This window comes from Aquimarina macrocephali JAMB N27 (assembly GCF_000520995.1).
GTDB lineage: Bacteria > Bacteroidota > Bacteroidia > Flavobacteriales > Flavobacteriaceae > Aquimarina > Aquimarina macrocephali.
Map to the genome: position 1 here is coordinate 55,887 of NZ_JACA01000023.1, position 24,498 is coordinate 80,384.

At 33.9% G+C, this 24,498-nt stretch carries 22 protein-coding genes and 2 tRNA genes; 15 read left to right on the forward strand and 9 right to left on the reverse strand.

Annotated elements, in window-relative coordinates; translation table 11 throughout:
- The first annotated feature begins 70 nt into the window (after window positions 1-70).
- The 3 genes from murB (at window position 71) to Z054_RS0114470 (ending at window position 2,051) form a co-directional block, all read left to right on the forward strand.
- Window positions 71-1,084: a UDP-N-acetylmuramate dehydrogenase gene (gene murB / locus Z054_RS0114460; RefSeq protein WP_024770771.1), complete on the forward strand. Its 1,014-nt coding sequence runs from the start codon at window positions 71-73 to the stop codon at window positions 1,082-1,084.
- Between the two features lie 149 nt (window positions 1,085-1,233).
- Window positions 1,234-1,440: a hypothetical protein gene (locus tag Z054_RS0114465; protein WP_024770772.1), complete on the forward strand. Its 207-nt coding sequence runs from the start codon at window positions 1,234-1,236 to the stop codon at window positions 1,438-1,440.
- A 38-nt stretch (window positions 1,441-1,478) separates the two neighbouring features.
- Entirely contained in the window at window positions 1,479-2,051 is a 573-nt protein-coding gene (locus tag Z054_RS0114470; protein WP_024770773.1) for an RNA polymerase sigma factor, read from the forward strand.
- A 15-nt stretch (window positions 2,052-2,066) separates the two neighbouring features.
- Here the strand turns inward: Z054_RS0114470 and Z054_RS0114475 are convergent, their stop codons facing one another.
- Window positions 2,067-2,297: a hypothetical protein gene (locus tag Z054_RS0114475; protein ID WP_024770774.1), complete on the reverse strand. Its 231-nt coding sequence runs from the start codon at window positions 2,295-2,297 to the stop codon at window positions 2,067-2,069.
- Between the two features lie 276 nt (window positions 2,298-2,573).
- On the opposite strand from Z054_RS0114475, the gene lipA reads away from it, so the two are divergent.
- The 3 genes from lipA (at window position 2,574) to Z054_RS0114490 (ending at window position 6,733) form a co-directional block, all read left to right on the forward strand.
- The gene (gene lipA, locus Z054_RS0114480) at window positions 2,574-3,446 is read left to right on the forward strand and encodes a lipoyl synthase (protein ID WP_024770775.1); all 873 of its coding nucleotides are present in this window, start codon (window positions 2,574-2,576) and stop codon (window positions 3,444-3,446) included.
- Window positions 3,447-3,472: 26 nt separating this feature from the next.
- Complete coding sequence (gap, locus tag Z054_RS0114485; protein WP_024770776.1) at window positions 3,473-4,477, forward strand: type I glyceraldehyde-3-phosphate dehydrogenase; 1,005 nt, start codon at window positions 3,473-3,475, stop codon at window positions 4,475-4,477.
- A 126-nt stretch (window positions 4,478-4,603) separates the two neighbouring features.
- Window positions 4,604-6,733: a response regulator gene (locus tag Z054_RS0114490; RefSeq protein ID WP_084050378.1), complete on the forward strand. Its 2,130-nt coding sequence runs from the start codon at window positions 4,604-4,606 to the stop codon at window positions 6,731-6,733.
- 95 nt (window positions 6,734-6,828) lie between these two features.
- Here the strand turns inward: Z054_RS0114490 and lpxK are convergent, their stop codons facing one another.
- The gene (lpxK, locus tag Z054_RS0114495; RefSeq protein ID WP_024770778.1) at window positions 6,829-7,839 is read right to left on the reverse strand and encodes a tetraacyldisaccharide 4'-kinase; all 1,011 of its coding nucleotides are present in this window, start codon (window positions 7,837-7,839) and stop codon (window positions 6,829-6,831) included.
- 105 nt (window positions 7,840-7,944) lie between these two features.
- On the opposite strand from lpxK, the gene Z054_RS0114500 reads away from it, so the two are divergent.
- From Z054_RS0114500 to Z054_RS0114510, 3 genes are all read left to right on the forward strand, one after another.
- Window positions 7,945-9,039 (forward strand): Nif3-like dinuclear metal center hexameric protein, encoded by a 1,095-nt coding sequence (locus Z054_RS0114500; protein ID WP_024770779.1) that lies wholly within the window; start codon window positions 7,945-7,947, stop codon window positions 9,037-9,039.
- Between the two features lie 3 nt (window positions 9,040-9,042).
- A complete protein-coding gene (locus tag Z054_RS0114505) occupies window positions 9,043-9,819 on the forward strand; it encodes a zinc ribbon domain-containing protein (RefSeq protein WP_024770780.1) in 777 nt (258 codons plus the stop codon).
- Window positions 9,820-9,882: 63 nt separating this feature from the next.
- On the forward strand, window positions 9,883-11,124 hold the full coding sequence (locus Z054_RS0114510) for a glycosyltransferase (RefSeq protein WP_024770781.1): 1,242 nt from the start codon (window positions 9,883-9,885) through the stop codon (window positions 11,122-11,124).
- Between the two features lie 125 nt (window positions 11,125-11,249).
- Here the strand turns inward: Z054_RS0114510 and rpsT are convergent, their stop codons facing one another.
- The 4 genes from rpsT to proS form a co-directional block, all read right to left on the reverse strand.
- Window positions 11,250-11,498: a 30S ribosomal protein S20 gene (gene rpsT / locus Z054_RS0114515; RefSeq protein ID WP_024770782.1), complete on the reverse strand. Its 249-nt coding sequence runs from the start codon at window positions 11,496-11,498 to the stop codon at window positions 11,250-11,252.
- Window positions 11,499-11,532: 34 nt separating this feature from the next.
- Window positions 11,533-11,604, reverse strand: a tRNA-Glu gene (locus Z054_RS0114520).
- Window positions 11,605-11,670: 66 nt separating this feature from the next.
- Window positions 11,671-11,742 (reverse strand) — tRNA-Glu (locus Z054_RS0114525).
- Window positions 11,743-11,818: 76 nt separating this feature from the next.
- Window positions 11,819-13,297, reverse strand: coding sequence for a proline--tRNA ligase (proS, locus tag Z054_RS0114530; RefSeq protein ID WP_024770783.1), 1,479 nt, complete (start codon window positions 13,295-13,297; stop codon window positions 11,819-11,821).
- Between the two features lie 99 nt (window positions 13,298-13,396).
- Between proS and Z054_RS0114535 the strand changes: the two genes are divergently transcribed.
- Together Z054_RS0114535 and Z054_RS0114540 are read left to right on the forward strand one after the other, a co-directional pair.
- Window positions 13,397-14,488 carry a hypothetical protein gene (locus Z054_RS0114535; RefSeq protein ID WP_024770784.1) on the forward strand — a complete coding sequence of 364 codons (1,092 nt, stop codon included), beginning with the start codon at window positions 13,397-13,399 and terminating at the stop codon, window positions 14,486-14,488.
- A gap of 98 nt (window positions 14,489-14,586) precedes the next feature.
- Window positions 14,587-16,098 carry an OmpP1/FadL family transporter gene (locus tag Z054_RS0114540; RefSeq protein WP_024770785.1) on the forward strand — a complete coding sequence of 504 codons (1,512 nt, stop codon included), beginning with the start codon at window positions 14,587-14,589 and terminating at the stop codon, window positions 16,096-16,098.
- Window positions 16,099-16,169: 71 nt separating this feature from the next.
- Here Z054_RS0114540 and Z054_RS0114545 read toward each other — a convergent pair whose 3' ends face one another.
- Window positions 16,170-17,657 (reverse strand): T9SS type B sorting domain-containing protein, encoded by a 1,488-nt coding sequence (locus tag Z054_RS0114545; RefSeq protein WP_161635294.1) that lies wholly within the window; start codon window positions 17,655-17,657, stop codon window positions 16,170-16,172.
- Window positions 17,658-17,955: 298 nt separating this feature from the next.
- On the opposite strand from Z054_RS0114545, the gene folE reads away from it, so the two are divergent.
- The 4 genes from folE to lgt all read left to right on the forward strand — a co-directional run bounded on the left by folE (window position 17,956) and on the right by lgt (window position 21,495).
- Window positions 17,956-18,633 (forward strand): GTP cyclohydrolase I FolE, encoded by a 678-nt coding sequence (gene folE / locus Z054_RS0114550; RefSeq protein ID WP_024770787.1) that lies wholly within the window; start codon window positions 17,956-17,958, stop codon window positions 18,631-18,633.
- Between the two features lie 38 nt (window positions 18,634-18,671).
- Window positions 18,672-20,168: a cysteine--tRNA ligase gene (cysS, locus tag Z054_RS0114555; RefSeq protein WP_024770788.1), complete on the forward strand. Its 1,497-nt coding sequence runs from the start codon at window positions 18,672-18,674 to the stop codon at window positions 20,166-20,168.
- Between the two features lie 24 nt (window positions 20,169-20,192).
- Entirely contained in the window at window positions 20,193-20,441 is a 249-nt protein-coding gene (gene yidD, locus Z054_RS0114560; RefSeq protein ID WP_024770789.1) for a membrane protein insertion efficiency factor YidD, read from the forward strand.
- A gap of 124 nt (window positions 20,442-20,565) precedes the next feature.
- A complete protein-coding gene (gene lgt, locus Z054_RS0114565) occupies window positions 20,566-21,495 on the forward strand; it encodes a prolipoprotein diacylglyceryl transferase (RefSeq protein ID WP_024770790.1) in 930 nt (309 codons plus the stop codon).
- A 69-nt stretch (window positions 21,496-21,564) separates the two neighbouring features.
- On the opposite strand, the gene prfA is transcribed toward lgt, so the two are convergent.
- Together prfA and Z054_RS0114580 are read right to left on the reverse strand one after the other, a co-directional pair.
- Window positions 21,565-22,641 carry a peptide chain release factor 1 gene (gene prfA / locus Z054_RS0114570; RefSeq protein ID WP_024770791.1) on the reverse strand — a complete coding sequence of 359 codons (1,077 nt, stop codon included), beginning with the start codon at window positions 22,639-22,641 and terminating at the stop codon, window positions 21,565-21,567.
- A 145-nt stretch (window positions 22,642-22,786) separates the two neighbouring features.
- A complete protein-coding gene (locus Z054_RS0114580) occupies window positions 22,787-24,472 on the reverse strand; it encodes an amidohydrolase (RefSeq protein ID WP_024770792.1) in 1,686 nt (561 codons plus the stop codon).
- Window positions 24,473-24,498: the final 26 nt, after the last annotated feature.

Genomic DNA, 24,498 nt, shown 5'->3' on the forward strand with positions numbered 1-24,498 from the left:
GCGTAGTGATTATACATGTTCTCAATTTTATAATTAATTTATCATCAAATAATTACTAAAATTTAAACGTGTGAAAATTGAATATAATAAATCCTTAAAAAAGTACAACACTTTCGGAATTGATGTCATTGCCGCAGAATTTGCAGCTATTACATCAGAATCCGAACTTGATACTATGCTTTCAAAAAACAACAAAAACCCTCTTTTCATTTTGAGCGGCGGAAGCAATATGCTACTAACAAAAAATCTTGACATGTTAGTATTACATATTGCTATAAAAGGAATTACAGTTACAGAAGAATCAGACAATTATGTATCTGTATCTGTAAATGCTGGAGAAAACTGGCATGATTTTGTACAATACTGTATCAAAAACAACTACGGTGGGTTAGAAAATTTATCTCTAATTCCCGGGTATGTTGGCAGTGCTCCAATTCAAAATATTGGTGCCTATGGTGTAGAACTTAAAGATACAATGACGAGTTGCGAAGCGATTCATATTACTACCCGAAAGAAACATATATTTTTAAATAAAGATTGCAAATTTGGATATCGTAACTCTGTTTTTAAAAACGATGCAAAAGGTGAATATATAATTACAAAAGTTACCTTTAGATTGACCAAAAAAGAACATACTCTTAACACAAGCTATGGTGCTATAGAAAATGCTTTGATCGATCAGGGAATCTCCAAACCGACAATTAAAGATGTATCTGAAGCAGTGATCGCAATACGCAAAAGCAAACTCCCCGACCCTTCGCAAATCGGAAACAGTGGTAGTTTTTTTAAAAACCCAGTTGTTGATGTTAATCATTTTACCAGGCTTCAAAAAACATATCCTAACATTCCTTTTTATAAAATAGATGAAGAGCATATTAAAATTCCGGCAGGCTGGTTGATCGAGCAATCTGGTTTTAAAGGAAAGCGCTGGGGTGATGCAGGAGTGCATGAAAAACAAGCTTTGGTTTTGGTAAACTACGATAATGCCTCTGGAAATGAAATTTTGAATGTATCCAAAAGAATTTTAACCGACATAAAAGAAAAATTCGATATTCTTCTTGAAACTGAAGTTAATATTATATGAAATTAAAGCATTAAATGAGTATATCTAATCAAAAAAACTGATATCAATCAAGAATTAATACATTATTCTTAATTTTTTGTTTAATAGCTTCTTAGCCATACCATACATTCTTTGTATCTTTGTAACCAATTTTGATTTTTAATATTATTATGAAGCTTTTATTACTTACAATTGTTTTATTACTATTAGCATTTGGTGGTATCGCAATTAAATTATGGGCGAAAAAAGATGGTAAATTTGCTGGTACATGTGCAAGTCAAAGTCCATTTTTAAATAAGGATGGTGAATCATGTTCTCTTTGTGGTAAAACTCCAGATCAGTACTCAAACTGTAACGAAGAAAAACACGCTGAATAGCATTTTATCGATTATCTATTTCACTCAAAAACAATGCATTGAAAAAAGAAAATCTCATCCTCTTAGAAGATCATATAAAAAAAGCTAAAGAAGGGAAGCAAATATCTTTTAATTACCTTCTTGACACTTTTTGGAATGATGTTTACAATTTTCAGTTGAAAAAAACTCAAGATGAGTATGAAGCTGAAGACATAACTATACAAAGTTTTTCTCGAGCATTTGATAAAATTAACACGTTTAAAGAAGAATATAACTTTAAAACGTGGTTGATTCAGATTTCAAAAAACATCCATATAGACCTATTGCGAAAAAAAAATGCATCAATACAATCCAAAACTACAACACAAGTAGACGATGCTGTATATAAGATCATCGATCATAATCCAACTCCAGAAGACAAACTAATTACCGAGCAAAATTTAGCTCAGCTACTTCTCTACATTAAACAGTTAAAACCTAATTACCAAAAAGTAATTAACTTAAGGTATTTTCAGGAATTGAGTTATAAAGAAATTGCTGATCACCTCAACGAACCTATAAACAATGTCAAAGTAAAGTTATTGAGGGCCAGAAAACTACTTTCTGAAATAATTACTAATGCAAAGCACTAATTTTTAAACAAAAAACTATCTCAAGGTAAAAGAAGTAAACCTTTTGATAACACCATACAATGGATCAATCCATTTGTCGTTGATTTTTTTATCGTATTTCACAAACTTTTGTATCAATCCTTTTGGTGCAGAAATCTCTTTTTCTATAGCAGTGATATTAATATACCTCTGATTATTAAGCAACCATTTTTCTACACGCTTTCGATTGTTTTTTGTTTTTTTAAGACTTACCAATTCTTCGGGCATGATTTTTCTCTTTATCAAAAAAGATAACTGTCAAATTCAAAAAAAATTTTATGTTAACTTAATTTTAACCTGATGTTAAGACTTTGTATAGATATGGTTTTACTGTAAGAAGAAATATCTAGAAATTATAACCCCTATTTCCTTTAACATAACGTAGTTTAATAGCGTACTTCTTTTTTAAAATTTAAGATACCTCTTGTAATGATCTATTAACTTTATTCAAAACTTCATTTTAATCTAAGCTTTCTTTGTATTTTTGCTAAAAATATTGCTTGTATGAATAACAATGTTGCTAGCGTAGCACCTCCTAAAGGAAAACCAAAATGGTTACGTGTTAAACTTCCTACGGGAAAGAAATACACAGAACTTCGGGGATTAGTAGATAAGTATAACCTACATACCATCTGTACTTCGGGTAGTTGTCCTAATATGGGAGAATGCTGGAGTGAAGGAACTGCTACTTTTATGATATTAGGTAATATATGTACACGTTCCTGTGGTTTTTGCGGTGTTAAAACCGGAAGACCAGAAACTGTAGATTGGGAAGAACCCGAAAAAGTAGCGCGATCTATAAAATTGATGAATATAAAGCATGCTGTTGTTACATCTGTAGATAGAGATGATTTGTTAGATGGTGGGTCAATTATCTGGGCAGAAACTATTCAAGCTATTCGTAGAATGAATCCAGAAACTACATTAGAAACATTAATTCCAGATTTTCAAGGGAAAACAAAAAATATAGATAGAATTATTACAGTAAAACCAGAAGTGGTTTCTCATAATATGGAAACTGTAAAGAGGTTGACTCGAGAAGTTCGCATCCAGGCCAAATATGAACAAAGCCTGCAAGTATTGAAATATCTTAAAGAAAATGGTATTGAACGTACAAAAAGCGGAATCATGCTGGGGCTTGGAGAAAAAGAAGATGAAGTTATACAAACACTAAGTGATCTTAGAACAGTAGGTTTAGACATTGTTACTATAGGGCAATATCTACAACCAAGTAAAAAACATCTTCCTGTAAAAGAATTTATAACTCCGGATCAGTTTAAAAAATATGAAGAAATAGGTTTAGAAATGGGATTCAGGCATGTAGAAAGTAGTGCCTTGGTAAGATCTTCATATAAAGCTCAAAAGCATTTAACTTAATCCAAAAAAACAGTAGTAAGGATTTAATGAATACACCTATTAGAATTGCTATCAACGGTTTTGGAAGAATAGGCCGTAACTTGTTTAGATTATTAATCAATCATCCTAGCATACAAGTTGTAGCAATAAACGACCTCGCCGATTCAAAAACATTAAGTCACCTTCTTAAATATGATAGTATACATGGTATTTTATCTTTTGAGGTATCTCATACCAAAGATCATATTATAGTACAAGGCACATCAATCCCATTACTTAATGAAAAAGATCCAGAACATTGCAACTGGAAAAAATATGATGTAGACATTGTTATCGAATCAACAGGGAAATTTAAAACCAAACCCGATGCAGAAAAACACTTAAAGGCTGGTGCAAAAAGAGTTATTTTATCTGCTCCATCTGTAGAAGATAGTATAAAAACTATTGTTATGGGTGTAAATGACCATGTCCTTGATGGGTCAGAAACTATCTTATCTAATGCTTCTTGCACCACAAACAATGCAGCACCTATGATCAAGGTGATCAATGATTTATGTGGCATCGAACAAGCCTATATCACTACTGTACACAGCTACACTACTGATCAAAGTTTACACGATCAACCTCATAGAGATTTAAGACGGGCACGAGCTGCCAGTCAATCTATAGTTCCCACAACAACCGGTGCAGCAAAAGCATTAACAAAAATTTTCCCCGAGCTAAGCGATGTAATAGGAGGATGTGGTATAAGGGTTCCTGTTCCTAATGGATCACTCACAGATATTACCTTTAATGTTAAAAGGCAAACTTCTATTCAAGAAATCAACAACGAATTTAAAAAAGCTTCTCAAACTAGCCTAAAAGGTATTTTATCATACACAGAAGACCCAATCGTATCTGTTGATATACTTGGTAATCCATACTCTTGCACATTTGATTCTCTAATGACTTCTGTGATAGGAAAAATGGTAAAAATCATAGGTTGGTATGACAATGAAATAGGATATAGTAATAGAATAATTGATTTAATTATTAACATTTGTAAGAAATAACTATCTTAGTTGAGATATTTCAGAGGAAAAATGCCAACCCAAATCAAATACTTTATAGCGCAATTTTTACTTATTTGTTGTTTTTTTAGTTATGCACAGACGTCTGAGCTCTCAGAAAACAATCAAATGAATGACTCTATTGAGAGTTATTTGGAAAATGCTTCTCAATCTATTGATCAAACTAGATTAGAACCTGCACTTTCTAATATTATCAACGCAAAAGAACTTGCATTACAACAACAAGACAAAATTTATATAGCAAAAACCAATATGGTACTTGCTAAGCTATATCGGGAATTGGGAGATCTAAAAAAAGCTGAAGAGCAAATTCTTGATGCTATTGCTTTTCAGAATGAAACCAATGATGAATTTATGCTTGTTTCTTCATATACCATATATGGATCAATTGCTACAAAGCTTGAAAAATATAAAACAGCATTAAAATTTCTTGAAGACGCATTTATAATAGCCAAAAAAAAAGATTTCAAAAGTCAGGAAGGACCTATAAAATTAAACCTTGGACTTTTAGCACTTGCTCAAGAAAATCCCGAATTGGCTATAAAACACTTTAATAGTGGACTTCCTATTATAAATTCATTTGATCAGCATTATTTTAAAGCAAAACTCTACACCAATAAAGCTAGAGCACAATTATCAATAAACCAGCCCGATGAAGCCATGAAAACCAATGATTTGGCTATGAAGATTGGTGAAGATATGGAGTATGCAGAAATACGATCAGAATGTTTCGAACTGTATAGCCAGATCTATGAACGAAAAGAAGATTATCCCGCTTCTCTTGAAAACCTTAGAGCACACGAAAAAATAAAAGATGCTCTATTCAATACCAACAAAGAAATCATAGCTCAAGAAGCAGGTGCAAAATTAAACCTAAACGAAAACAATGTTCTAATAGAAGAATTGACAGAAGAAAATATACAACAGCAAAGATCTTTAAAATTAGGACGCCTTACCACAATACTAAGTATTGCTTTAATAACAATATTATCTCTTTTAACTCTTTCTCTTTATAAAAATAATAATCTCAGAGCGAGAGCAAATGAATTATTACAAAATAAAAATACAGAACTTATACTAGCAAAAGAGAATGCAGAAAGAGCTAGTGAAGCCAAAGTTCAATTCCTCTCTACAATAACACACGAATTAAGAACACCATTATATGCTGTTACAGGATTAACTCATCTGTTACTTGAAGAAAGCCCTACACCTAACCAAAAAGAACATCTTAATTCTCTCAAATTTTCTGGAGAATATCTCTTGTCATTAATTAATAATATTCTGGATCTCAATAAACTTGAGGCTAACAAGGTAGAATTAGAGAACACATCATTTAATTTGAAAAAACGAATAAACGATGTATTAATAGCTCTAGGTAAATCTGCAAAAGACAGAAACAATAATTTACATTACGAGTTTGACGAGTCTATCCCGACTAAACTTAAAGGAGATCCTCTTAAAGTTTCTCAAGTCTTAATCAATCTTATCGGAAATTCTATAAAATTTACGCAAAACGGGGATATTTGGATACGAGTAAAACCCATTAGTCAAATTGAAAACAAAGTCTCACTTAGTTTTGAAATTGAAGATAATGGAGTAGGAATATCAGAAAAGAAACAACTTAGTATTTTCGAAAACTTTACTCAAGGTTCTGTACAAATTAATAGAAAATTTGGTGGTACAGGTCTAGGGTTATCGATAGTGAAAAATTTGTTATCCTTAATGGATAGTGAAATCAAACTAGAAAGTGAATTGGGCAAGGGATCTAAATTTTTATTTGATCTTAAATTCGATATTTTTGAAGACAAAAGCACTAATTATACCGAAGAGGCTAAGAAAATTGATTACAGTATAATGATTGATAAACGCATATTGGTGGTAGAAGACAATAAAATCAATCAATTAATTACAAGAAAAATCTTAGAAAAGAATGAGATAAAATGTGATGTTGCCGATAATGGTGATATTGCAGTAAATAAAACAAAAGAAAACACCTTCGACCTCATTCTTATGGATATTCATATGCCAGGAATCAGTGGAATTGAAGCTACAAAACAAATTAGAAAATTCAACAAAGAAATTCCAATTATAGCATTAACAGCAGTTACTCTGGATGATAATCTAGATGAATTCTATGATAATGGGTTTAATGATATTATACCAAAACCATATAAAACCGAAGAGTTCTTTACAAAACTTCACAAAGCATTGGTAAAAAAACAGGCCACAGCCTCGTGATTTGGCACAGCTTTTGAAAAAGGTTAACCGAGTTTATAAATATAAACTTTATTTGAGTTAGCCAGAATTAAAAAATAAGACCCTTTAAAAGGGTCTTATTTTTTTTCAATAAACTTTAATATTTTATCATCAAAAGAAGTAGCTCCTTCTATAAACCTTACTTCTATTGGCTGATACCATAGTTTCTTTTCAGAAATATCCGGAGCCAATCTCACATAATCTTTTTCTGTAGTAATAATAAATTCTAGAGTATTCAATTTTTTTAATTCAGTATCTGTAAAATTATGATGATCAGGAAAATTAATATGATCAAATTTCAACCCTAAAGAAGTATAATGATCTAACAAAGGAGTAGGGTTAGCAATACCGGTTACCAATGTAAAGTGGATATTTTGCAAGGAGTTGATTGGTTTTGTTTCAGAAATATTTACGATATTATTTCCGTAATCAATAGTGGTAAAAAACAAATCCTGATTGGAATTTATTGCTAGTTTATCCGTAATCCTTTTCCTTTCTTCAAAAGATAATGGATTGGGGCATTTTGTAACTACAATAATATCAGCCCGGTCAGCTCCCTTTTTCGGTTCTCTTAAATTTCCTGTAGGTAAGACAATATCATTACAGTAGAGATCATAATAAGCAGTAAGCAAAATATAGAACCCTGCTTTTACCTTACGATGTTGATAAGCATCATCTAGTAAAATTACTTCTGGCTTGGGTGTTAATGATCTTAAATTAGAAATTCCACTACATCTATCAGCATCCACCGCCACTACAACATCTGTAAATTTTCTTTTAAACTGAAGCGGCTCATCTCCTACTTGTTTTGCAGTAAAAGACGTATCAACCAGTTTAAACCCTTTGGTTTCTCTTTTATATCCCCGACTAAGTGTTGCTAATGGTATCTTATCTTTAAGCAAAGTCACTAAATATTCTATCATCGGCGATTTACCTGTTCCTCCTACACTTAGATTTCCTACTACTATTAACGGAAAGTCATATGTTGTAGATTTTTTAATCCCCAGATCATATAATTTATTTCTCAACCAGGTAGCCAGAAAATAAAAAGGAACAAATGGTAAAAGTATTTTTCGCAGTAAATTCACACGTTAAAAATTTTCAATGTATCACTGCAACAAAAGTATAAAACGAAACTTTGATTATTGATAAAAGTTTTTTTACATTCAATTTTTATTCAAAAACATATTATAATGCAAATAAAAGAGGTTATACAGCATCTTGAAACTTTAGCTCCAATCGCATACGCAGAAGACTTTGATAATGTTGGCTTATTGGTTGGTAGTCCCGAAACTGTGGCAACAGGAATTATGGTAACTCTGGATACTCTGGAAAACATAGTAGATGAAGCTATAGAAAACAAGTGTAATTTGATTATAAGCTTTCACCCAATCGTATTTAAGGGACTCAAAAAGTTTAATGGTAGCAACTATGTAGAGCGAGTAATAATGAAAGCTATCAAAAATGATATTGCCATTTTTGCCATTCATACTGCGCTAGACAATTCGATATATGGTGTAAACGATATGATGTGTGAGCAATTAGGACTTGTGAATCGTAAAATTCTTATCCCACAAAGCGGAAATATTAAAAAACTAGTCACCTTCGCTCCTATTGCTGAAGCTGAAATACTCCGCAGCAAACTATTTGAAGCAGGAGCTGGAACCATTGGCAATTATGACAATTGTAGTTTTTCTTCTGAAGGAACAGGAACATTTAGAGCTTTAGATACTGCAAAGCCTTCAATTGGTGAAATCGGAAAAACACATCGCGAAAAAGAAACTCAGATTCAGGTAACATACCCCAAACATTGTGAAAGTAAAATCCTTAAAACGCTTTTTGAGAATCATTCTTATGAAGAAGTCGCCTATGAAATTACTACTCTCGAAAATAAAAATCAAAATATTGGAATGGGCATGATTGGAGAACTACCAAATCCAATAGAAGAGCTTGATTTTTTAAAACATATCAAAAATGTTTTCAAAACAGGATGTGTCCGGCACTCGGCATTACTAAACAAACCCATCAAAAAAGTAGCTGTTTTAGGAGGCAGCGGTAGTTTTGCAATTACTAATGCACATCACGCAGGTGCAGATATTTTTATCACCGCAGATTTAAAATATCATCAATTCTATGAAGCCGAAGGTAGATTAATATTGGCCGATATTGGTCATTATGAAAGCGAACAATACACAAAAAACCTAATTGTTAGTTATCTTAGAAAAAAAATCAGTAATTTTGCAATCATTTTATCGGATAAAAATACCAATCCAATTCAATACATATAAAATATGGCAAAGAAAGAAGTTACTGTTGAGCAAAAATTAAGAGCTTTATATGACTTGCAATTAATAGACTCTAGAGTTGATGAGATTAGAAACGTACGCGGAGAATTACCATTAGAAGTTGAAGATCTTGAAGATGAAGTAGCCGGATTAAATAAAAGATTAGAAAAGCTAAACAATGATCTTGAGACTATCGCCGAAGGTATTAGTAGCAAGAAAAATTTAATTGAAGAAGCTAAAGCGCTGATCAAAAAATACGGAGAGCAACAAAAAAACGTTCGTAATAATCGTGAATACAATTCACTTAGTAAAGAAATTGAATTTCAGGAGTTAGAAATTCAATTAGCAGAAAAGCATATCAAAGAGCACAAAGCTCAGATTATTCAAAAAAACGAGATTATCGACCAAACCAAAGGAAAACTTGGTGAACGTGACTCACACCTTTCTCATAAAAAAGGAGAACTTGATGCTATTTTAGCTGAAACTGAAAAAGAAGAGCAAGCTTTAATTTCTAAATCTGAAGATTACCAAAAAGAAATCGAAGATCGCTTAATCAGTGCTTATAAAAGAATACGTAGCAATGTAAAAAATGGACTTGCTGTTGTACCAATAGAACGTGGTGCTTCTGGAGGATCATTTTTCACTATTCCGCCTCAGGTACAGATGGAAATCGCTTCTCGCAAGAAAATCATTACAGACGAACACAGTGGTCGAATTTTAGTTGATCAAGAACTTGCAAAGGAAGAAAAAGAAAAAATGAACGCGCTTTTTGCAAAATTATAGCAAAAAGATAGTTAAATAATATATAGCCTCAGTTTTACTGAGGCTTTTTTGATTGTACAAACAATGAACCACATCCTCATTATAGGCTTTGTTTGGCCAGAACCCAATTCTTCGGCAGCAGGGAGCAGAATGATGCAACTTATAGCACTATTCAAGACTCAAGACTGGAAAATTACATTTGCCAGTCCTGCAGCAGAAACAGAGCACATGATTAGTCTCGAAAACATAGACATCTCTAAAACAACTATAGAACTCAATAACTCCAGTTTTGATGATTTTATCATAGAACAACAACCCAATATAGTGCTGTTTGATCGATTTATGACAGAAGAACAATTTGGATGGAGGGTTTCAAAACATTGTCCCGACGCATTAAAAATATTAAATACAGAAGACCTACATAGCCTTAGAAAAACACGGCAAGAATCATTTAAAAGCAATACGGTTTTTAACAGTAATCAACTTTTACAAAACGACATTACAAAACGAGAGATCGCAAGCATCTATCGATGCGACCTTTCTTTAATTATTTCTGATTTTGAAATAAAACTTCTTAAAGAAACCTTTAAAATAGACAAGGATTTATTATTCTATTTACCATTTCTGTTTAAACCTATCACTACAGAAACAAAAAAAGAATGGCCTGGGTACAAAAACAGGAAACATTTTGTTACGATAGGAAACTTTCGTCATGAACCTAACTGGAACAGCGTACTACACCTTAAAGAGACCATTTGGCCATTAATCAGAAAAGAGCTTCCAGAATCAGAATTACATATTTATGGGGCATACCCCCCTCCAAAGGCAACACAGCTGCACAATCCCAAAGAAGGATTTTACATCAAAGGGTGGGCAAAAAATGCAAAAGAAATAATGTCACAAGCACGTGTTTGCCTTGCTCCATTGCGATTTGGAGCAGGAATTAAAGGAAAGCTTGCAGAAGCCATGCTTTGTGGCACACCAAGCATAACAACCTCTATAGGAGCAGAAGGAATGCTCGATGAGGAATCTGACTGGAACGGTTTTATAACCGATGATCCCTCAGAATTTACCAAAGCAGCCGTAAGATTATACAATAACGAAACCCTTTGGCAGCAATCACAACAAAACGGAATAGAGATTACAAACACACGATTTCAGGAAGAAATCTTCTGCAACCCATTTCTGGATCAGGTTTCTAAACTTCAAAAAAACCTTAATAAACATCGTGCCAAAAATTTCATAGGCAATTTATTACAGTATCACACACTACGAAGCACAGAATTCATGTCTCGATGGATAGAAGAAAAAAACAAAAGTAAATAAAATAAGAATTCAGCATTAATAACCAGTACCCCCTACATCATCTATATTTTCGTTTTATTTAGAAAACAAAAAAAAGCCTTTCCATATTATGGAAAAGCTTATATATTATATAAAAAACGTACTACTTAAAGCGCAGCTACGTGTTTTGCTAATTGTGATTTTAAGTTAGCAGCTTTATTCTTATGAATAACATTATTCTTAGCTAACTTATCAAGCATAGAAACAACAGTAGGAAACAAAGTCTCCGCTTCTTTCTTATCAGACTCACGTAACTTTTTTATAGCATTACGTGTAGTTTTATGCTGATATCTGTTTCTAAGACGCTTTGTCTCATTACTTCTTATTCTCTTTAATGCTGACTTATGATTTGCCATCTCTCTTCTATTAAATTTCTTACTATAAAATTTGTAGCCCGTAGGGGAATCGAACCCCTCTTACCAGGATGAAAACCTGGCGTCCTAGCCGATAGACGAACGGGCCATTTCCCTTTTCAAGGATTGCAAATTTATAGCTTTCACTTTAAATTTGCAATTAATTTCATTATTGTAGCCCGTAGGGGAATCGAACCCCTCTTACCAGGATGAAAACCTGGCGTCCTAGCCGATAGACGAACGGGCCATGTTGTCTAATTGCGGATGCAAAAATACAACTATTTTTTAATGCTGCAAGTGTTATTTTATTTTTTTCTAAAACCTTAATAAGCCTTAGCAAATAACACTCTGATTTTCGATGGCTTACCACTATACACACAGTCCCCATCTTCTTCTTTTGCATCAAAAGGAATACATCGTATCGTAGCCTTAGTAAGCTCCTTTATCTTTTGTTCTGTTTCTGCAGAACCATCCCAATGTGCCGAGATGAATCCTCCTTTATTCTCTAAAACATCTTTAAATTCATCAAAAGAATTTACTTCTGTAATATGTTCATCTCTATATTGAGCTGCTTTTTGATGCAAACTTTCCTGAATTTCTACAAGTAATGATTCTATAGTTACAACAACCTCATCTTTAGAAACAAACTGTTTTGTTAATGTATCTCGTCGAGCAAGCTCTACAGTCCCTTTTTCTAAATCCTTAGGCCCAATTGCAATCCTAAGAGGAACTCCTTGTAGTTCGTATTGAGCAAATTTGGCTCCAGGCCTGTGCGTATCTCTATTATCAAACTTAACAGAAACTCCTTTAGATCTTAAATCAGCAACCAATTCATTCGCAACTTCAGAAATTTGCTGTAATTGCTCTTCTCCTTTATATATAGGAACAATTACTACCTGAATAGGAGCCAAATTAGGTGGTAACACCAAACCATTATCATCACTATGAGTCATAATTAAAGCTCCCATCAAACGAGTAGAAACTCCCCACGAAGTCGCCCAAACATAATCTAGCTTACCTTCTTTTGAAGTAAATTTCACATCAAAAGCCTTTGCAAAATTCTGCCCAAGAAAGTGTGAAGTACCTGCTTGTAACGCTTTCCCATCCTGCATTAGTGCCTCGATACAATACGTATCTTCTGCTCCTGCAAAACGCTCACTCTCTGTTTTTCTTCCTCTTATCACCGGAATAGCCATAAATTGCTCTGCAAAATCTGCATATATATTATTCATCTGTTCTGTTTCAGCAATTGCCTCTTGCCTTGTGGCATGAGCTGTATGTCCTTCTTGCCATAAAAACTCTGCCGTTCTAAGAAACAACCTGGTACGCATTTCCCATCGCACCACATTAGCCCATTGATTAATTAATAGCGGTAAATCTCTATATGATTGTATCCATCCTCTATATGTATTCCAAATAATAGCTTCAGAAGTTGGACGTACAATCAACTCTTCTTCTAGCTTAGCTTTAGGATCTACAACCAGTTTAGAACTGTCTTCAGGATCAGTTTTTAATCTATAATGAGTAACTACAGCGCATTCTTTAGCAAATCCTTCTGCATTTTTTTCTTCTGCTTCAAACAAACTTTTAGGCACAAATAATGGGAAATAAGCATTTTGATGCCCTGTTTCTTTAAATTTTTTATCTAATTCTGCTTGCATTTTTTCCCAAATAGCATAACCATACGGCTTAATCACCATACACCCTCTTACTGCCGAATTCTCGGCCAGATCAGCCTTGACAACCAATTCGTTATACCATTTTGAATAATCTTCACTACGCTTTGTTAAATTCTTGCTCATAAACTTCTATTTGGCACAAATGTTGTGGCTCTGTTAAATATAATTTAGTTAGCGCAAAACTAACTAAATTTGTAATGTTCAACAATAAAATAAGAAGATATGCGACTTAAAAATTATTTTCAGAGAAGTGGAGCTATAGGTTTTTTACTTTTGGCTGCCATCATTATGTTGACGTCTTGTGGTTCTTATGAATATACTCCTTATAGAGATGGTATTTATAGTGACGCAGGAAGCCAAAAAAATCTTGAGACTCAACCTAATAATACAGATGAAAAATCTAATTATTATTCTAGTTATTTTTCTGAAAAATCTGCACAAATCGATACAGCAATTGAGCAAGATGTAATTTTTACCGACATTGATTCTTATTCTAGCGAAGGATATGATGTAGCAGATACTACTGCTACTGCATTAAACTATGAAGTTGGACAACCAGCATGGGGCAGTAATCCTACTGAAATCAGCGTTAATCTTTACAATACCGGCTGGAATAACTGGGGCCCTGGATGGGGATGGAATGGCTGGTACGGCAATGGATGGGGATGGAACGCCGGATGGGGATGGAATGGCCCTGGATGGGGAATTGGCTGGAACAATCCATACTGGTATGGCGGATACTATTGCCCTCCTTACTATTATGGAGGTTATGCCGGTTACTACAGAGGTTATTATCGCCCTTATTACAACAGATATCCATATTATGGAAGAAGTAGGTATGTAGCCTATAACAGAGGTTCAAGAAATGTATATTCTACTAGAAGTCGCAGAGCATACAATTCAAGTTATAGTACTAGATCACGAAAAGCATCAAACTATAGCAGAAGCAGACAAGGGTATGCTAACAGAAGAGTTAATGCTGCCAGAAGAACACGATCTTCAACAAATAACTATTATAACAGATCCAGGTCTTCAAATAATACATATTCTCGTTCACGATCATCTTCTGTAGGAAGAAATAATTCTACAAGATACTCTAGCCCTACAACTACGACAAGATCCAGAAGTAATTCTTCAACCAGAAGCAGAGGATATTCTCCTTCATCGAACAATTCTTCAAGAAGTCGAAGTTCTGGGTACTCAAGAAGTAGCGCTCCTCGTAGTAGTGGTTCTTCAGTCAGAAGCAGCAGCAGGTCTAGAAGCAGTGGAAGTCGTGGTGGTGGCAGCAGAAGCAGAAGTCGCGGAAGAAACTAAAAATCTTAATTCTAACCTAAAAAAACAATTGTTAGATAACTTTCCCGAATATCTTATTTATTTTTGGGGTATTCTGTAATTCAAAATTTAAAAAATTGATGAAAAAGCTATTCTTATTCATAGGTATACTGTCTATGTCTTTTTTGAGTGCTCAAGACATTACTGATGCATTACGTTATTCACAACAAGATATCCTTGGTACAGCGCGTTATAGAGCTATGAGTGGTGCTTTTGGTGCGCTAGGCGGCGATTTATCTGCATTGCAAATTAACCCGGCAGGATCAGCAGTTTTTTTAAATCCTCATGGCTCAGTCACTCTTTCTACAAGCCATACAGATAACGACGCAAACTATTCTGACCGTTTAACTAATCGTGATTCTAGAAATTTAAATTTTAATCAAGTAGGAGCCGTTTTTGTTTTCGATCATTACAATGATGAATCAATTATTAATAAGCTTTCATTAGGACTAGCTTATGATCAAACTGCAAATAACGCTAATGAATTTGTAGCTCTAGGAAGAAGTTCTAATTCAATCGATAACTTTTTCCTTTCGGAAGCACAAGGACTCCCTCTGGATTTGATTTCAAGAAGAGCAGGAGAATCTGTAGATCAACTTTATAGTTTTCTTGGAGAATCTGAAGGATATGCTACTCAGCAAGCTTTCTTAGGCCGTGAAGCCTTTGTCATAGAAGCAACCGATGTTAATAACCCTGACAACACTTCTTATTTTTCGAATATTGCACCTGGCGTTTTTGACCAGGAATATTATCATGAAAGCACTGGTCTAAATGGAAAATTCACTTTAAATGGAGGCGCACAAATTAATCAAACTTTTTATGTAGGACTCAATATAAACTCGCACTTTATTAATTATGATAGAGTTACCGAGTTCTTTGAAGGAAATAACAATGCCGGCAGTAATGTTAATGAAGTAACATTTACCAATAAATTATCCACTACCGGTGGAGGGTTTTCTGCTCAAGTTGGTGGAATTGCCAAAGTTTCTGAAATGATTCGTTTAGGAGCTTCTTTTGAATCACCTACCTGGTATTATATCGAAGAAGAGACCACTCAACGCCTAGAAACATTTAGCGATGCAGACGGAAGATCCATTGTAGATCCTGATGTTATCAATGTTTTTCCTGAATATAAATTACGTACACCAGCAAAAGCGATAGGTAGTATTGCTATATTATTCAAACAACATGGCTTAATCAGTCTGGATTATTCTTACAAAGATTATTCTACAACAAAACTAAGCTCTGATGAAAATATTAGCTTCTCTAATCTTAATCGAGAGATTAATGACAATTTACAAGCCGTCTCTACCATAAGACTTGGTACCGAATGGAGGGTTGAAAACTGGAGCATTAGAGGCGGATATCGTTTTGAAGAGAGTCCTTATAAAAATGATTTGATTCTTGGAGAAAAAACAGGATATTCTTTTGGAGCAGGGTATTCTTTTGGAAAATTTAAAATTGATATTGCTTATGATTACAGTGAACAAGAACGTACCGAGCAATTTTATCCTAATTCTGGTTTTAATAACACTACTCTTGTAGATAGTCATACCCAAAACCTTACATTTACTTTTGGTATGAATTTTTAGAATAATATTTACCTTATACAACAACAAAAAACCGAGATACTATAATCTCGGTTTTTTTATATAAAAGTATTTTATCGTATTAATGAAAAATTACCAGCAAAAACTCTCCGACGCATATTCGGATCTCTGGGTTCATTAAACTCTACTCTAAACCAATAATCTGAAGAAGGCATATTTTTTCCGTTATAAGTACCATCCCATCCCGGACCTCCGACTCTTAGTTGTTTTAGCAACTTACCATATCTATCAAATATATAAATCTGTGCTGTAGGCTGGCCTTCGATATTAATCAGACTCCAGGTATCGTGAAAACCATCACCATTTGGTGTAAAATATTTAGGATATCCTAAAATCATAATAACATCAGATATTTCTTCACTGGCAGGGCAGTTTGCATATCTGGCCGTAACAAAATAATCTCCTGGAGGAACATTAGAAAATACGGGAGAAGGTTGAAAAGGTCTATATTCTAAAAAACCATTCCCTATATCTCGGTCAAGTCTATACTCAAAATCATCAAACCCTGCAGCTTCTACATCAGGAGCAGCTACTACTTCTGCTGTAATCGTATACCCACCTGCAAAAGATTCTTCTGCGATAGAATACCCTACAGAAACAACAGCATCTGAAACATCCAGAACCACCAAATCATCTGGAGAATCCGGAACTTCGGTTCCCGTTTCATCAAAACCTCTCAATTGGTACACTCCTTCTGTAGTAACTTCTAAAAATGGTATTACTCCAGGAGGACCCGGAACATTTACAAAATTAGTAGTCCCTACATCTGCTCTAGCCCATTGATAGGTTACAGCTCTAGGAAATCTTCCTTCTATAGTAATCGGAAATTCACCACATGTAGCAATATCAGGTCCTACACCTGGTTCTAAAATACTACAATCTGTAGTTCCTGCATTATCTTCATTAAGATTGGTTTGCTGAAGTTGAATAACTCCTGCCTCATCTGCAAAATTAGTAATTAGAATAATATAGTACTCATCAGATTGAGCATTAGGTATCGTTAGTGTCTCTATATAAATATCATCATCTGGTGTTCTTGCATAACTACAATCCACAATATTAGTATTGTCCATATTATTAATATAATAATCTGGATCATCGACATTATTTACACATTCTGCTGGACGTATATTATCTCCGTCCCCATTATTATCACATCCCTGAGAGAGAATATCACAATTCACAAATGAGGTGGTAAAAGGTCCCCAGGCAATAAAATCTACATCAAGTTGCCTTTCTCCTCTATCTAAATTACTATTATCATTACCATCAACCCATTGCTGGATATCAAAAATCAATTCTCCTGGTTGATCAATACGAATAAAGTACCATGCTGGATTAGGAGTCGTATTTAAACAACCTACTTCACCAAGGCCATCCATATCACCAGTTACATTAGGGAAGGTCAATTCTAAAGAAGCATCAGAACAAAAAGGTTGAGCAGCTCTACAAGCTACATCAAAGTCCTGAGCATAAAAAAAAGTACTTTTAAAAACAAGAATGCTAAAAAGCAACAAAATTTGAGGTAATCCTTTTGCCATTTTCATATAACGTTAAAACTTTATTTTTCGTGTGTTACAGTTCAATTTGGGACTTAAATATACAGAACTTCTCCAAGAAAACTAATATCTACAATTGTTTAACATAGCTTTTACTAAGTAAAACAACAAAATCGTATCTTTGCACACCATAATATAGAAGGTATTACTTAATACTGTTCTATTTATGTTACAAAAAAAACAAAAAAGTAAGAATTGGCTAAGAAATACTTCTATGCATGACTTTTTTTGCTTTACTATTTTTTTGTGAGAATTTTGATAAATTATAAAATTTTGAAGTGTGAAAATTGACAAGGCCCTTGAAGCTATTGAAGCGCTAGGTGATAATCATGTAGCTACTAGCGCTACCACTCCTCTTAGAGAAGATGCCTTTAAACTTAGTGATACCGAAAAAATTGCTTTGATTAAAGAAGATGTAAAACATATTATGGAAACTTTGGGACTAGATCTAACCGATGATAGTCTTAAAGGTACTCCTCAACGTGTAGCAAAAATGTTTGTAAATGAAATTTTTTCAGGCCTTCATCCTCAAAGAAAACCTGATGCCTCTACATTTGACAATCATTACAAATATGGAGAGATGCTGGTAGAGAAAAATATTACTGTATATTCTACTTGCGAACATCATTTACTTCCTATAGTTGGTCGAGCTCATGTGGCGTATATATCTAATGGCACTGTCGTTGGGTTATCCAAAATGAATCGTATTGTTGATTATTATGCAAAACGCCCACAAGTACAGGAACGCCTGACTATGCAAATTGTTCAAGATTTACAAGTAGTCCTGGGAACAAAGGATGTAGCTTGTGTTATCGATGCAAAGCATTTATGTGTAAATTCACGAGGAATCAGAGACATAGAAAGCAGTACCGTTACTAGTGAGTTCGGTGGTAAATTTAAAGAGCAATCTGTAAAAAGAGAATTTTTAGATTATATCAAATTAGACACTACCTTTTAATTTTATTTTCAACAAAATCATAAGCATCACTCTACATTATGGCAGCAACTTCGTTGTATAAAACTCAGGAATTAAAAATTTATAATTCTATTTCAGGTCAAAAAGAAACATTTAAATCTATTACAGAAGGTAATATAGGTATGTATGTATGTGGCCCTACGGTTTATAGCAATGTACATTTAGGAAACTGTCGTACATTTATTTCTTTCGACTTAGTATTTAGATACCTAAGACATTTGGAGTATAAAGTTCGCTATGTTAGAAATATTACGGATGCTGGTCATCTTGAAAATGATGCAGATGAAGGTGAAGATAAAGTCGCAAAAAAAGCACGATTAGAACAGTTAGAGCCCATGGAAATCGTTCAGCGATATACATTAGATTTTCATAATGTTATGTCTAAATTTAATGCAATATCGCCGAGTATAGAACCTACAGCAACGGGGCATATCGTAGAACAAATTGAGATTATCAAAACCATCATTGGTAATGGTTTTGCATATGAATCCAATGGTTCTGTATATTTTGATGTTCAAAAATTTAATGAAACTAACGATTACGGGAAGTTAAGTGGGCGTAATCTCGAGGATATGATTGCAAATACCCGGGAGTTATCTGCTCAAAGTGACAAAAAAAATCCTCAGGATTTTGCACTTTGGAAAAAAGCAGAACCTCAACACATTATGCGTTGGCCATCGCCATGGAGTGATGGTTTCCCAGGTTGGCACTTAGAATGTACTGTAATGAGCACCAAATATCTAGGTGAACGATTTGATATTCATGGAGGAGGAATGGATTTAAAATTCCCTCATCACGAATGTGAAATTGCACAGGGCGAAGCCGCTTGTGGTCAAACCCCTGTTAATTATTGGATGCATGCCAATATGCTTACTCTTAATGGCAAAAAAATGTCTAAATCAACTGGAAATACTATCTCTCCGGGAGAATTGTTTTCGGGAAACAATGATTTTTTAGATAAGCCATTTGACCCTACTATTGTTCGGTTTTTTATGCTTCAGGCACATTACAGAAGTATCCTGGATTTTTCTAATGATGCATTAGAAGCTTCAGAAAAGGGATTTTACAGATTAATAGATGCCATACAAGCTATCGATTCACTATCAGTTAGTTCTGCTACCAAAGGATTTAATATACAAGCCTGGAGACAGGAATGCTATGATGCGATGAACGATGATTTTAACAGTCCTATCCTAATTGCTAAGTTATTTGATGCTGTTAAGTTTATTAATACAATTAAAGAACAAAAGGCTACAATTTCTGCAGCAGATCTTGAATTATTGCGTAAAACCATACATGGTTTTGTATTTGATGTTCTTGGATTAGTGAATATAAATGAAACTGCTTCAGATATAAGTGATAAGCTTTCTGGAACTGTAGAATTATTGATTAACCTAAGAGCAGAAGCAAGAGCCAATAAAGATTTTGCTACTAGTGATAAAATAAGGGATGAACTTATAGAAATTGGTATTCAACTTAAGGATGGCCGAGATGGCACTAGTTTTTCATTAAATTAAATCGTTTTGGCTTTTAAGACGACTATAAAACAAATTTTAATATTTCCATTTGTGGTATTGGTTAAGCTATATCAAAACCTGATATCACCATTAACTCCGGCTACCTGTCGTTATCAACCTACTTGTTCGCATTATACCCTCGAAGCATTACAAAAACATGGGCTTTTTAAAGGAGGAATGCTTTCAATTAAACGTATTTTTAGCTGTCACCCCTGGGGAGGCAGTGGCTATGATCCGGTTCCTGATGTTGAGAACGAATCAATTAAAAAATGAATGAAAAAAATACGTTCATAATGATTGTATTCATAAAACGTTCGGTCATTTTCTCAATATATAAATGTGTAATACGTTTCTCATATAAATACTTATATTTACTTTTAAAAAATAAAACTCACGCATGATATTTACAAAAATTACCTGGAATCCAGTTGAAGGAATAGATCTCGGCTTTTTTGTTATTCGTTTTTACAGCTTAATGTTTGTAATTGCCTTTACATTAGGCTGGTATCTAATGAAGAAAATCTATATCCGAGAGAATGTCTCTATGGAAAAGCTAGATTCTGTATTTATATATGCTGTTATTGGTACATTATTAGGTGCCCGATTAGGACATGTGTTTTTTTATGACTGGGATTATTACAAGAACAATCTTTTAGAAATTCTTTTGCCTTTCAGGTTTAAGCCGGCATTTGAATTTATAGGTTTTCAAGGATTAGCGAGTCATGGAGCCGCTATTGCTTTTATAATTGCAATGTATTATTATTCTAAAAAAATCCTACATAAACATCCGCTTTGGGTTCTAGACAGAGTTACTATTCCGGCTGCATTTGGAGGTATTTTTGTTCGATTAGGTAATTTTTTTAACTCTGAGATTATTGGAAAAGAATCTGGCGATTCTTTTTTTGGAGTAAAGTTTATACGCGATGGTTTAAGCAAAAGAGAAGCTTTGAAAGAGACGGGAATGGATAGCGTTAATAAAGCGTATTCTGCAATCGTAGAAAACCCTAAATTCTCTAATCTACTAGAAGCTATTCCATATCGTCATCCGGCTCAATTATATGAAGCTTTTGGATATATATTTGTATCCATTATCTTATGGTTGATCTACTGGAAAACAGATAAACGAAATAATAGTGGGTTTCTTTTCGGAATGTATTTAATTCTAATATTTACAGTACGCTTTATTGTAGAATACGTTAAATCAAGCCAAGGAGGTTTTGAAAACGCTTTAGGTCTACTATCAACAGGTCAATGGTTAAGCATTCCTTTTATTATTGTTGGTTTGTATTTTGTAATACGATCAAGAAATAGAACCGGAATTAATTAAACAGATGAAATAACATAAAAAAAGCCGATGTAAAATACATCGGCTTTTTTTATACATTCAATTTTATTTTTAAAAAATCTCGTTAGATTCTTTTAGTTTTTCTGTATTCGCTACCAACTGAAGTTCATCGATGATTTTCTGAATATCTCCATCTATAATATTACCTAAATCATATAGTGTTAGACCAATACGGTGATCAGTAACTCTTCCTTGTGGATAGTTATAAGTTCTAATTTTTGCAGAACGATCTCCAGATGACACCATACTTTTTCGTTTCTCAGAATCAGCAGCTTGCTTCTTCTCCAATTCCATATCATACAATCGAGAACGCAATACTTTTAATGCTTTTTCGAGATTTTTATGTGATGATTTCTGATCCTGGCAACTTACAATCATTCCTGTAGGCTCATGATGTAATTTAATTGCCGAATACGTCGTATTCACAGACTGTCCTCCTGGTCCTGTAGAAGTAGTACGTTCAATACGTACTTCTTGCATATCCAACTCGATATCAAATTCTTCAGCTTCAGGCAGAACCATTACGGTTGCAGCACTGGTATGTACTCGACCTTGTGTTTCGGTCTGGGGAACCCGTTGTACACGATGCACACCTGCTTCAAACTTTAATACCCCATAAACATCTTCACCATTGACTTCAAAAATAATTTCTTTGTAACCACCACTGGTTCCTTCATTAAGGTCAACCACACTAGTACTCCATCCCCTACCTTCACAATATTTAGTATACATTCTAAATAAATCTCCTGCAAAAATACTCGCTTCATCCCCTCCCGTTCCTGCGCGAATTTCTACCACACAGTTCTTAGCATCTTCTGGATCTTTTGGCACAAGCATAAAACGAATTTTTTCTTCCAAACCAGGTAATTCTTCTTTAGCTTCTTCTAACTGCATTTTGGCCATTTCTACCATCTCTGCATCACTGCCATCAGCAATAATTTCCTCGGCTTCCTTTTGATTGTCAGTGAGCTCTATATATCGCTCTCTTTCATCCATAAGGGCCCTAAGATCTTTGTATTCTTTATTAAGCTGTACGTATTTTTTTTGATCTGCAATAATATCTGGTTGAATGATTAAATCACTCACTTCATCAAATCGTTGCTTTACAATATTTAATTTATCAATCATAGTGTATTCTTCCTAATCTGTAGAATTTACAAAAGTAAGCTTTTTTGTCAAAAGCTCATACAGCATGATAAGATTACAAATCAATTTTATATACAAACTTAATTTGAAGTTGTTTGAGCCGACAACACCCATGATTCCTGGTTTTTTATTTTCTTTCAAAAATTACCTCTCCATCAAATACAGTCATATCCACTTTGGTAGTAGCAATTCTATTAGGATCTACAGAAAAAATATTCTGATTTAGCACTACAAAATCCGCTTTCTTTCCTACTTCAATAGACCCTACTTCTGTCTCCTGTCGCATAACATAAGCCCCATTAAAGGTATATGCTTTTACAGCTTCTTCTATGGTTATATTTTGCGGAAAACGGGTTACCGCATTTTGCATTCCTACAAATGGGTTTATACTACTCACATCCCAATCACTACTTAATGTAATTCTGGCATCGGCTTCTTTTAAACTCTTTATAGGAATCAGATTTTTCGAACTCTCCTTTCCTATAAGTTCTACATTCTCATCCCATTGATCTGGTTGTGTAAAATCACCTGCAACCTGACAATCTGCTGTTACATTTAATTGAGAAAAACGTGTTAAATCTGATGGGGTTACTATTTCAACATGTGTAATTCTATGTCTTCCTGAGCCATTACTTGCTGTTTCTATTGCATTTAAAGATTCCTTGACTCCCCTATTTCCAATAGCATGAATATGAAAATCAAACCCTACATTTTCTAATTGCTGAATATAACTTGTTATTCGGTTTTGAGTAAAATAACTCAACCCGTTATTCTTCGATTCCTGAAAAAGATCTATTCGGTACTCTTCTTGCATTGCCGCCGTTGTATTATGAACTATTCCATCACTGTATAGCTTGATTTGGTTTATTTTTAAAAGACTATTACTATCATTTTCATATAATGATTTTAGTGATGATATTTGTGACTCATCATCCTGCATAGGGTACCCCCATAGTCCTAAATTAACTCGAGCAGAAAGTTTTCCTTCTTTTTCTACTCGTTTCCATATGGTATGATGATCTCTTTTCCAATAGGTTCGTGCATCGCAAATAGAGGTTATTCCATTTTTAGCTAACTCTGGTAATGCAAAATTTACTAAACCGTTATAATCATTTTCTTTAGTTTGACTTGTAGGAGTCAGGGCCATATCTAAAATAAGATTTCCTGCATTATCTATCAGAATTCCATTAAGCTTATCATTTTCGTCTCTCATATAAATTCCTCCTGTTGGGTTTTCTGAATTAATATCTATTCCTGCTATTTCTAATGCTTTAGAATTTACCCAAATAGAATGAGAAGTACGCTCCATAATTGCAATAGGCCTGGTGCTACTTATATCATCCAAAATATCTATAGGAGAACGTTTGGCTTCAAGAAGAGTATACAAATCTACTCCCCAGCCCAAAAGCCATTCTTCATCAGGAAAATCAAGTAATGCTTTACGAATTGCGGGCGCATAATTTTCGGGATCATTACCTTCTTTTAAAATAAACTTAAAATTTTCTGATGAAGCTTCTAATGGATGCATATGTACATCATGTATTCCTGGTATTACTGTAGCTCTTTTAAGGTCTATTACTTCTGTATCTTTACTTATCTGTGCTAAAGCTTTATCAGTATTTCCCACATAGATTATCTTATTTCCTTCAACAATTATAGCCTCTGCCCATACCCGTTCGGGGTTTACAGTAAAAATAGTTCCGTTGATATAGGCGACTGTAATTTCCTGCTTTTGATTTGACATAGAATTATCATCTTTATTACAAGAATTTGCACTTACCATTAATGTTATAATAAAGGTTATAAGTTTCATTTGATTGCTTTTAATATTTGGTACTA

Coding starts and splice junctions, on each gene's coding strand:
- gap (WP_024770776.1), top strand. CDS start 3,473: ATGAATACACCTATTAGAATTGCTATCAACGGTTTTGGAAGAATAGGC.
- Z054_RS0114535 (WP_024770784.1), top strand. CDS start 13,397: ATGCGACTTAAAAATTATTTTCAGAGAAGTGGAGCTATAGGTTTTTTA.
- Z054_RS0114580 (WP_024770792.1), bottom strand. CDS start 24,472: ATGAAACTTATAACCTTTATTATAACATTAATGGTAAGTGCAAATTCT.
- Z054_RS0114545 (WP_161635294.1), bottom strand. CDS start 17,657: ATGGCAAAAGGATTACCTCAAATTTTGTTGCTTTTTAGCATTCTTGTT.
- Z054_RS0114510 (WP_024770781.1), top strand. CDS start 9,883: ATGAACCACATCCTCATTATAGGCTTTGTTTGGCCAGAACCCAATTCT.
- proS (WP_024770783.1), bottom strand. CDS start 13,297: ATGAGCAAGAATTTAACAAAGCGTAGTGAAGATTATTCAAAATGGTAT.
- rpsT (WP_024770782.1), bottom strand. CDS start 11,498: ATGGCAAATCATAAGTCAGCATTAAAGAGAATAAGAAGTAATGAGACA.
- Z054_RS0114540 (WP_024770785.1), top strand. CDS start 14,587: ATGAAAAAGCTATTCTTATTCATAGGTATACTGTCTATGTCTTTTTTG.
- cysS (WP_024770788.1), top strand. CDS start 18,672: ATGGCAGCAACTTCGTTGTATAAAACTCAGGAATTAAAAATTTATAAT.
- Z054_RS0114490 (WP_084050378.1), top strand. CDS start 4,604: ATGAATGACTCTATTGAGAGTTATTTGGAAAATGCTTCTCAATCTATT.
- Z054_RS0114475 (WP_024770774.1), bottom strand. CDS start 2,297: ATGCCCGAAGAATTGGTAAGTCTTAAAAAAACAAAAAACAATCGAAAG.
- Z054_RS0114505 (WP_024770780.1), top strand. CDS start 9,043: ATGGCAAAGAAAGAAGTTACTGTTGAGCAAAAATTAAGAGCTTTATAT.
- lipA (WP_024770775.1), top strand. CDS start 2,574: ATGAATAACAATGTTGCTAGCGTAGCACCTCCTAAAGGAAAACCAAAA.
- lgt (WP_024770790.1), top strand. CDS start 20,566: ATGATATTTACAAAAATTACCTGGAATCCAGTTGAAGGAATAGATCTC.
- Z054_RS0114465 (WP_024770772.1), top strand. CDS start 1,234: ATGAAGCTTTTATTACTTACAATTGTTTTATTACTATTAGCATTTGGT.
- prfA (WP_024770791.1), bottom strand. CDS start 22,641: ATGATTGATAAATTAAATATTGTAAAGCAACGATTTGATGAAGTGAGT.
- Z054_RS0114500 (WP_024770779.1), top strand. CDS start 7,945: ATGCAAATAAAAGAGGTTATACAGCATCTTGAAACTTTAGCTCCAATC.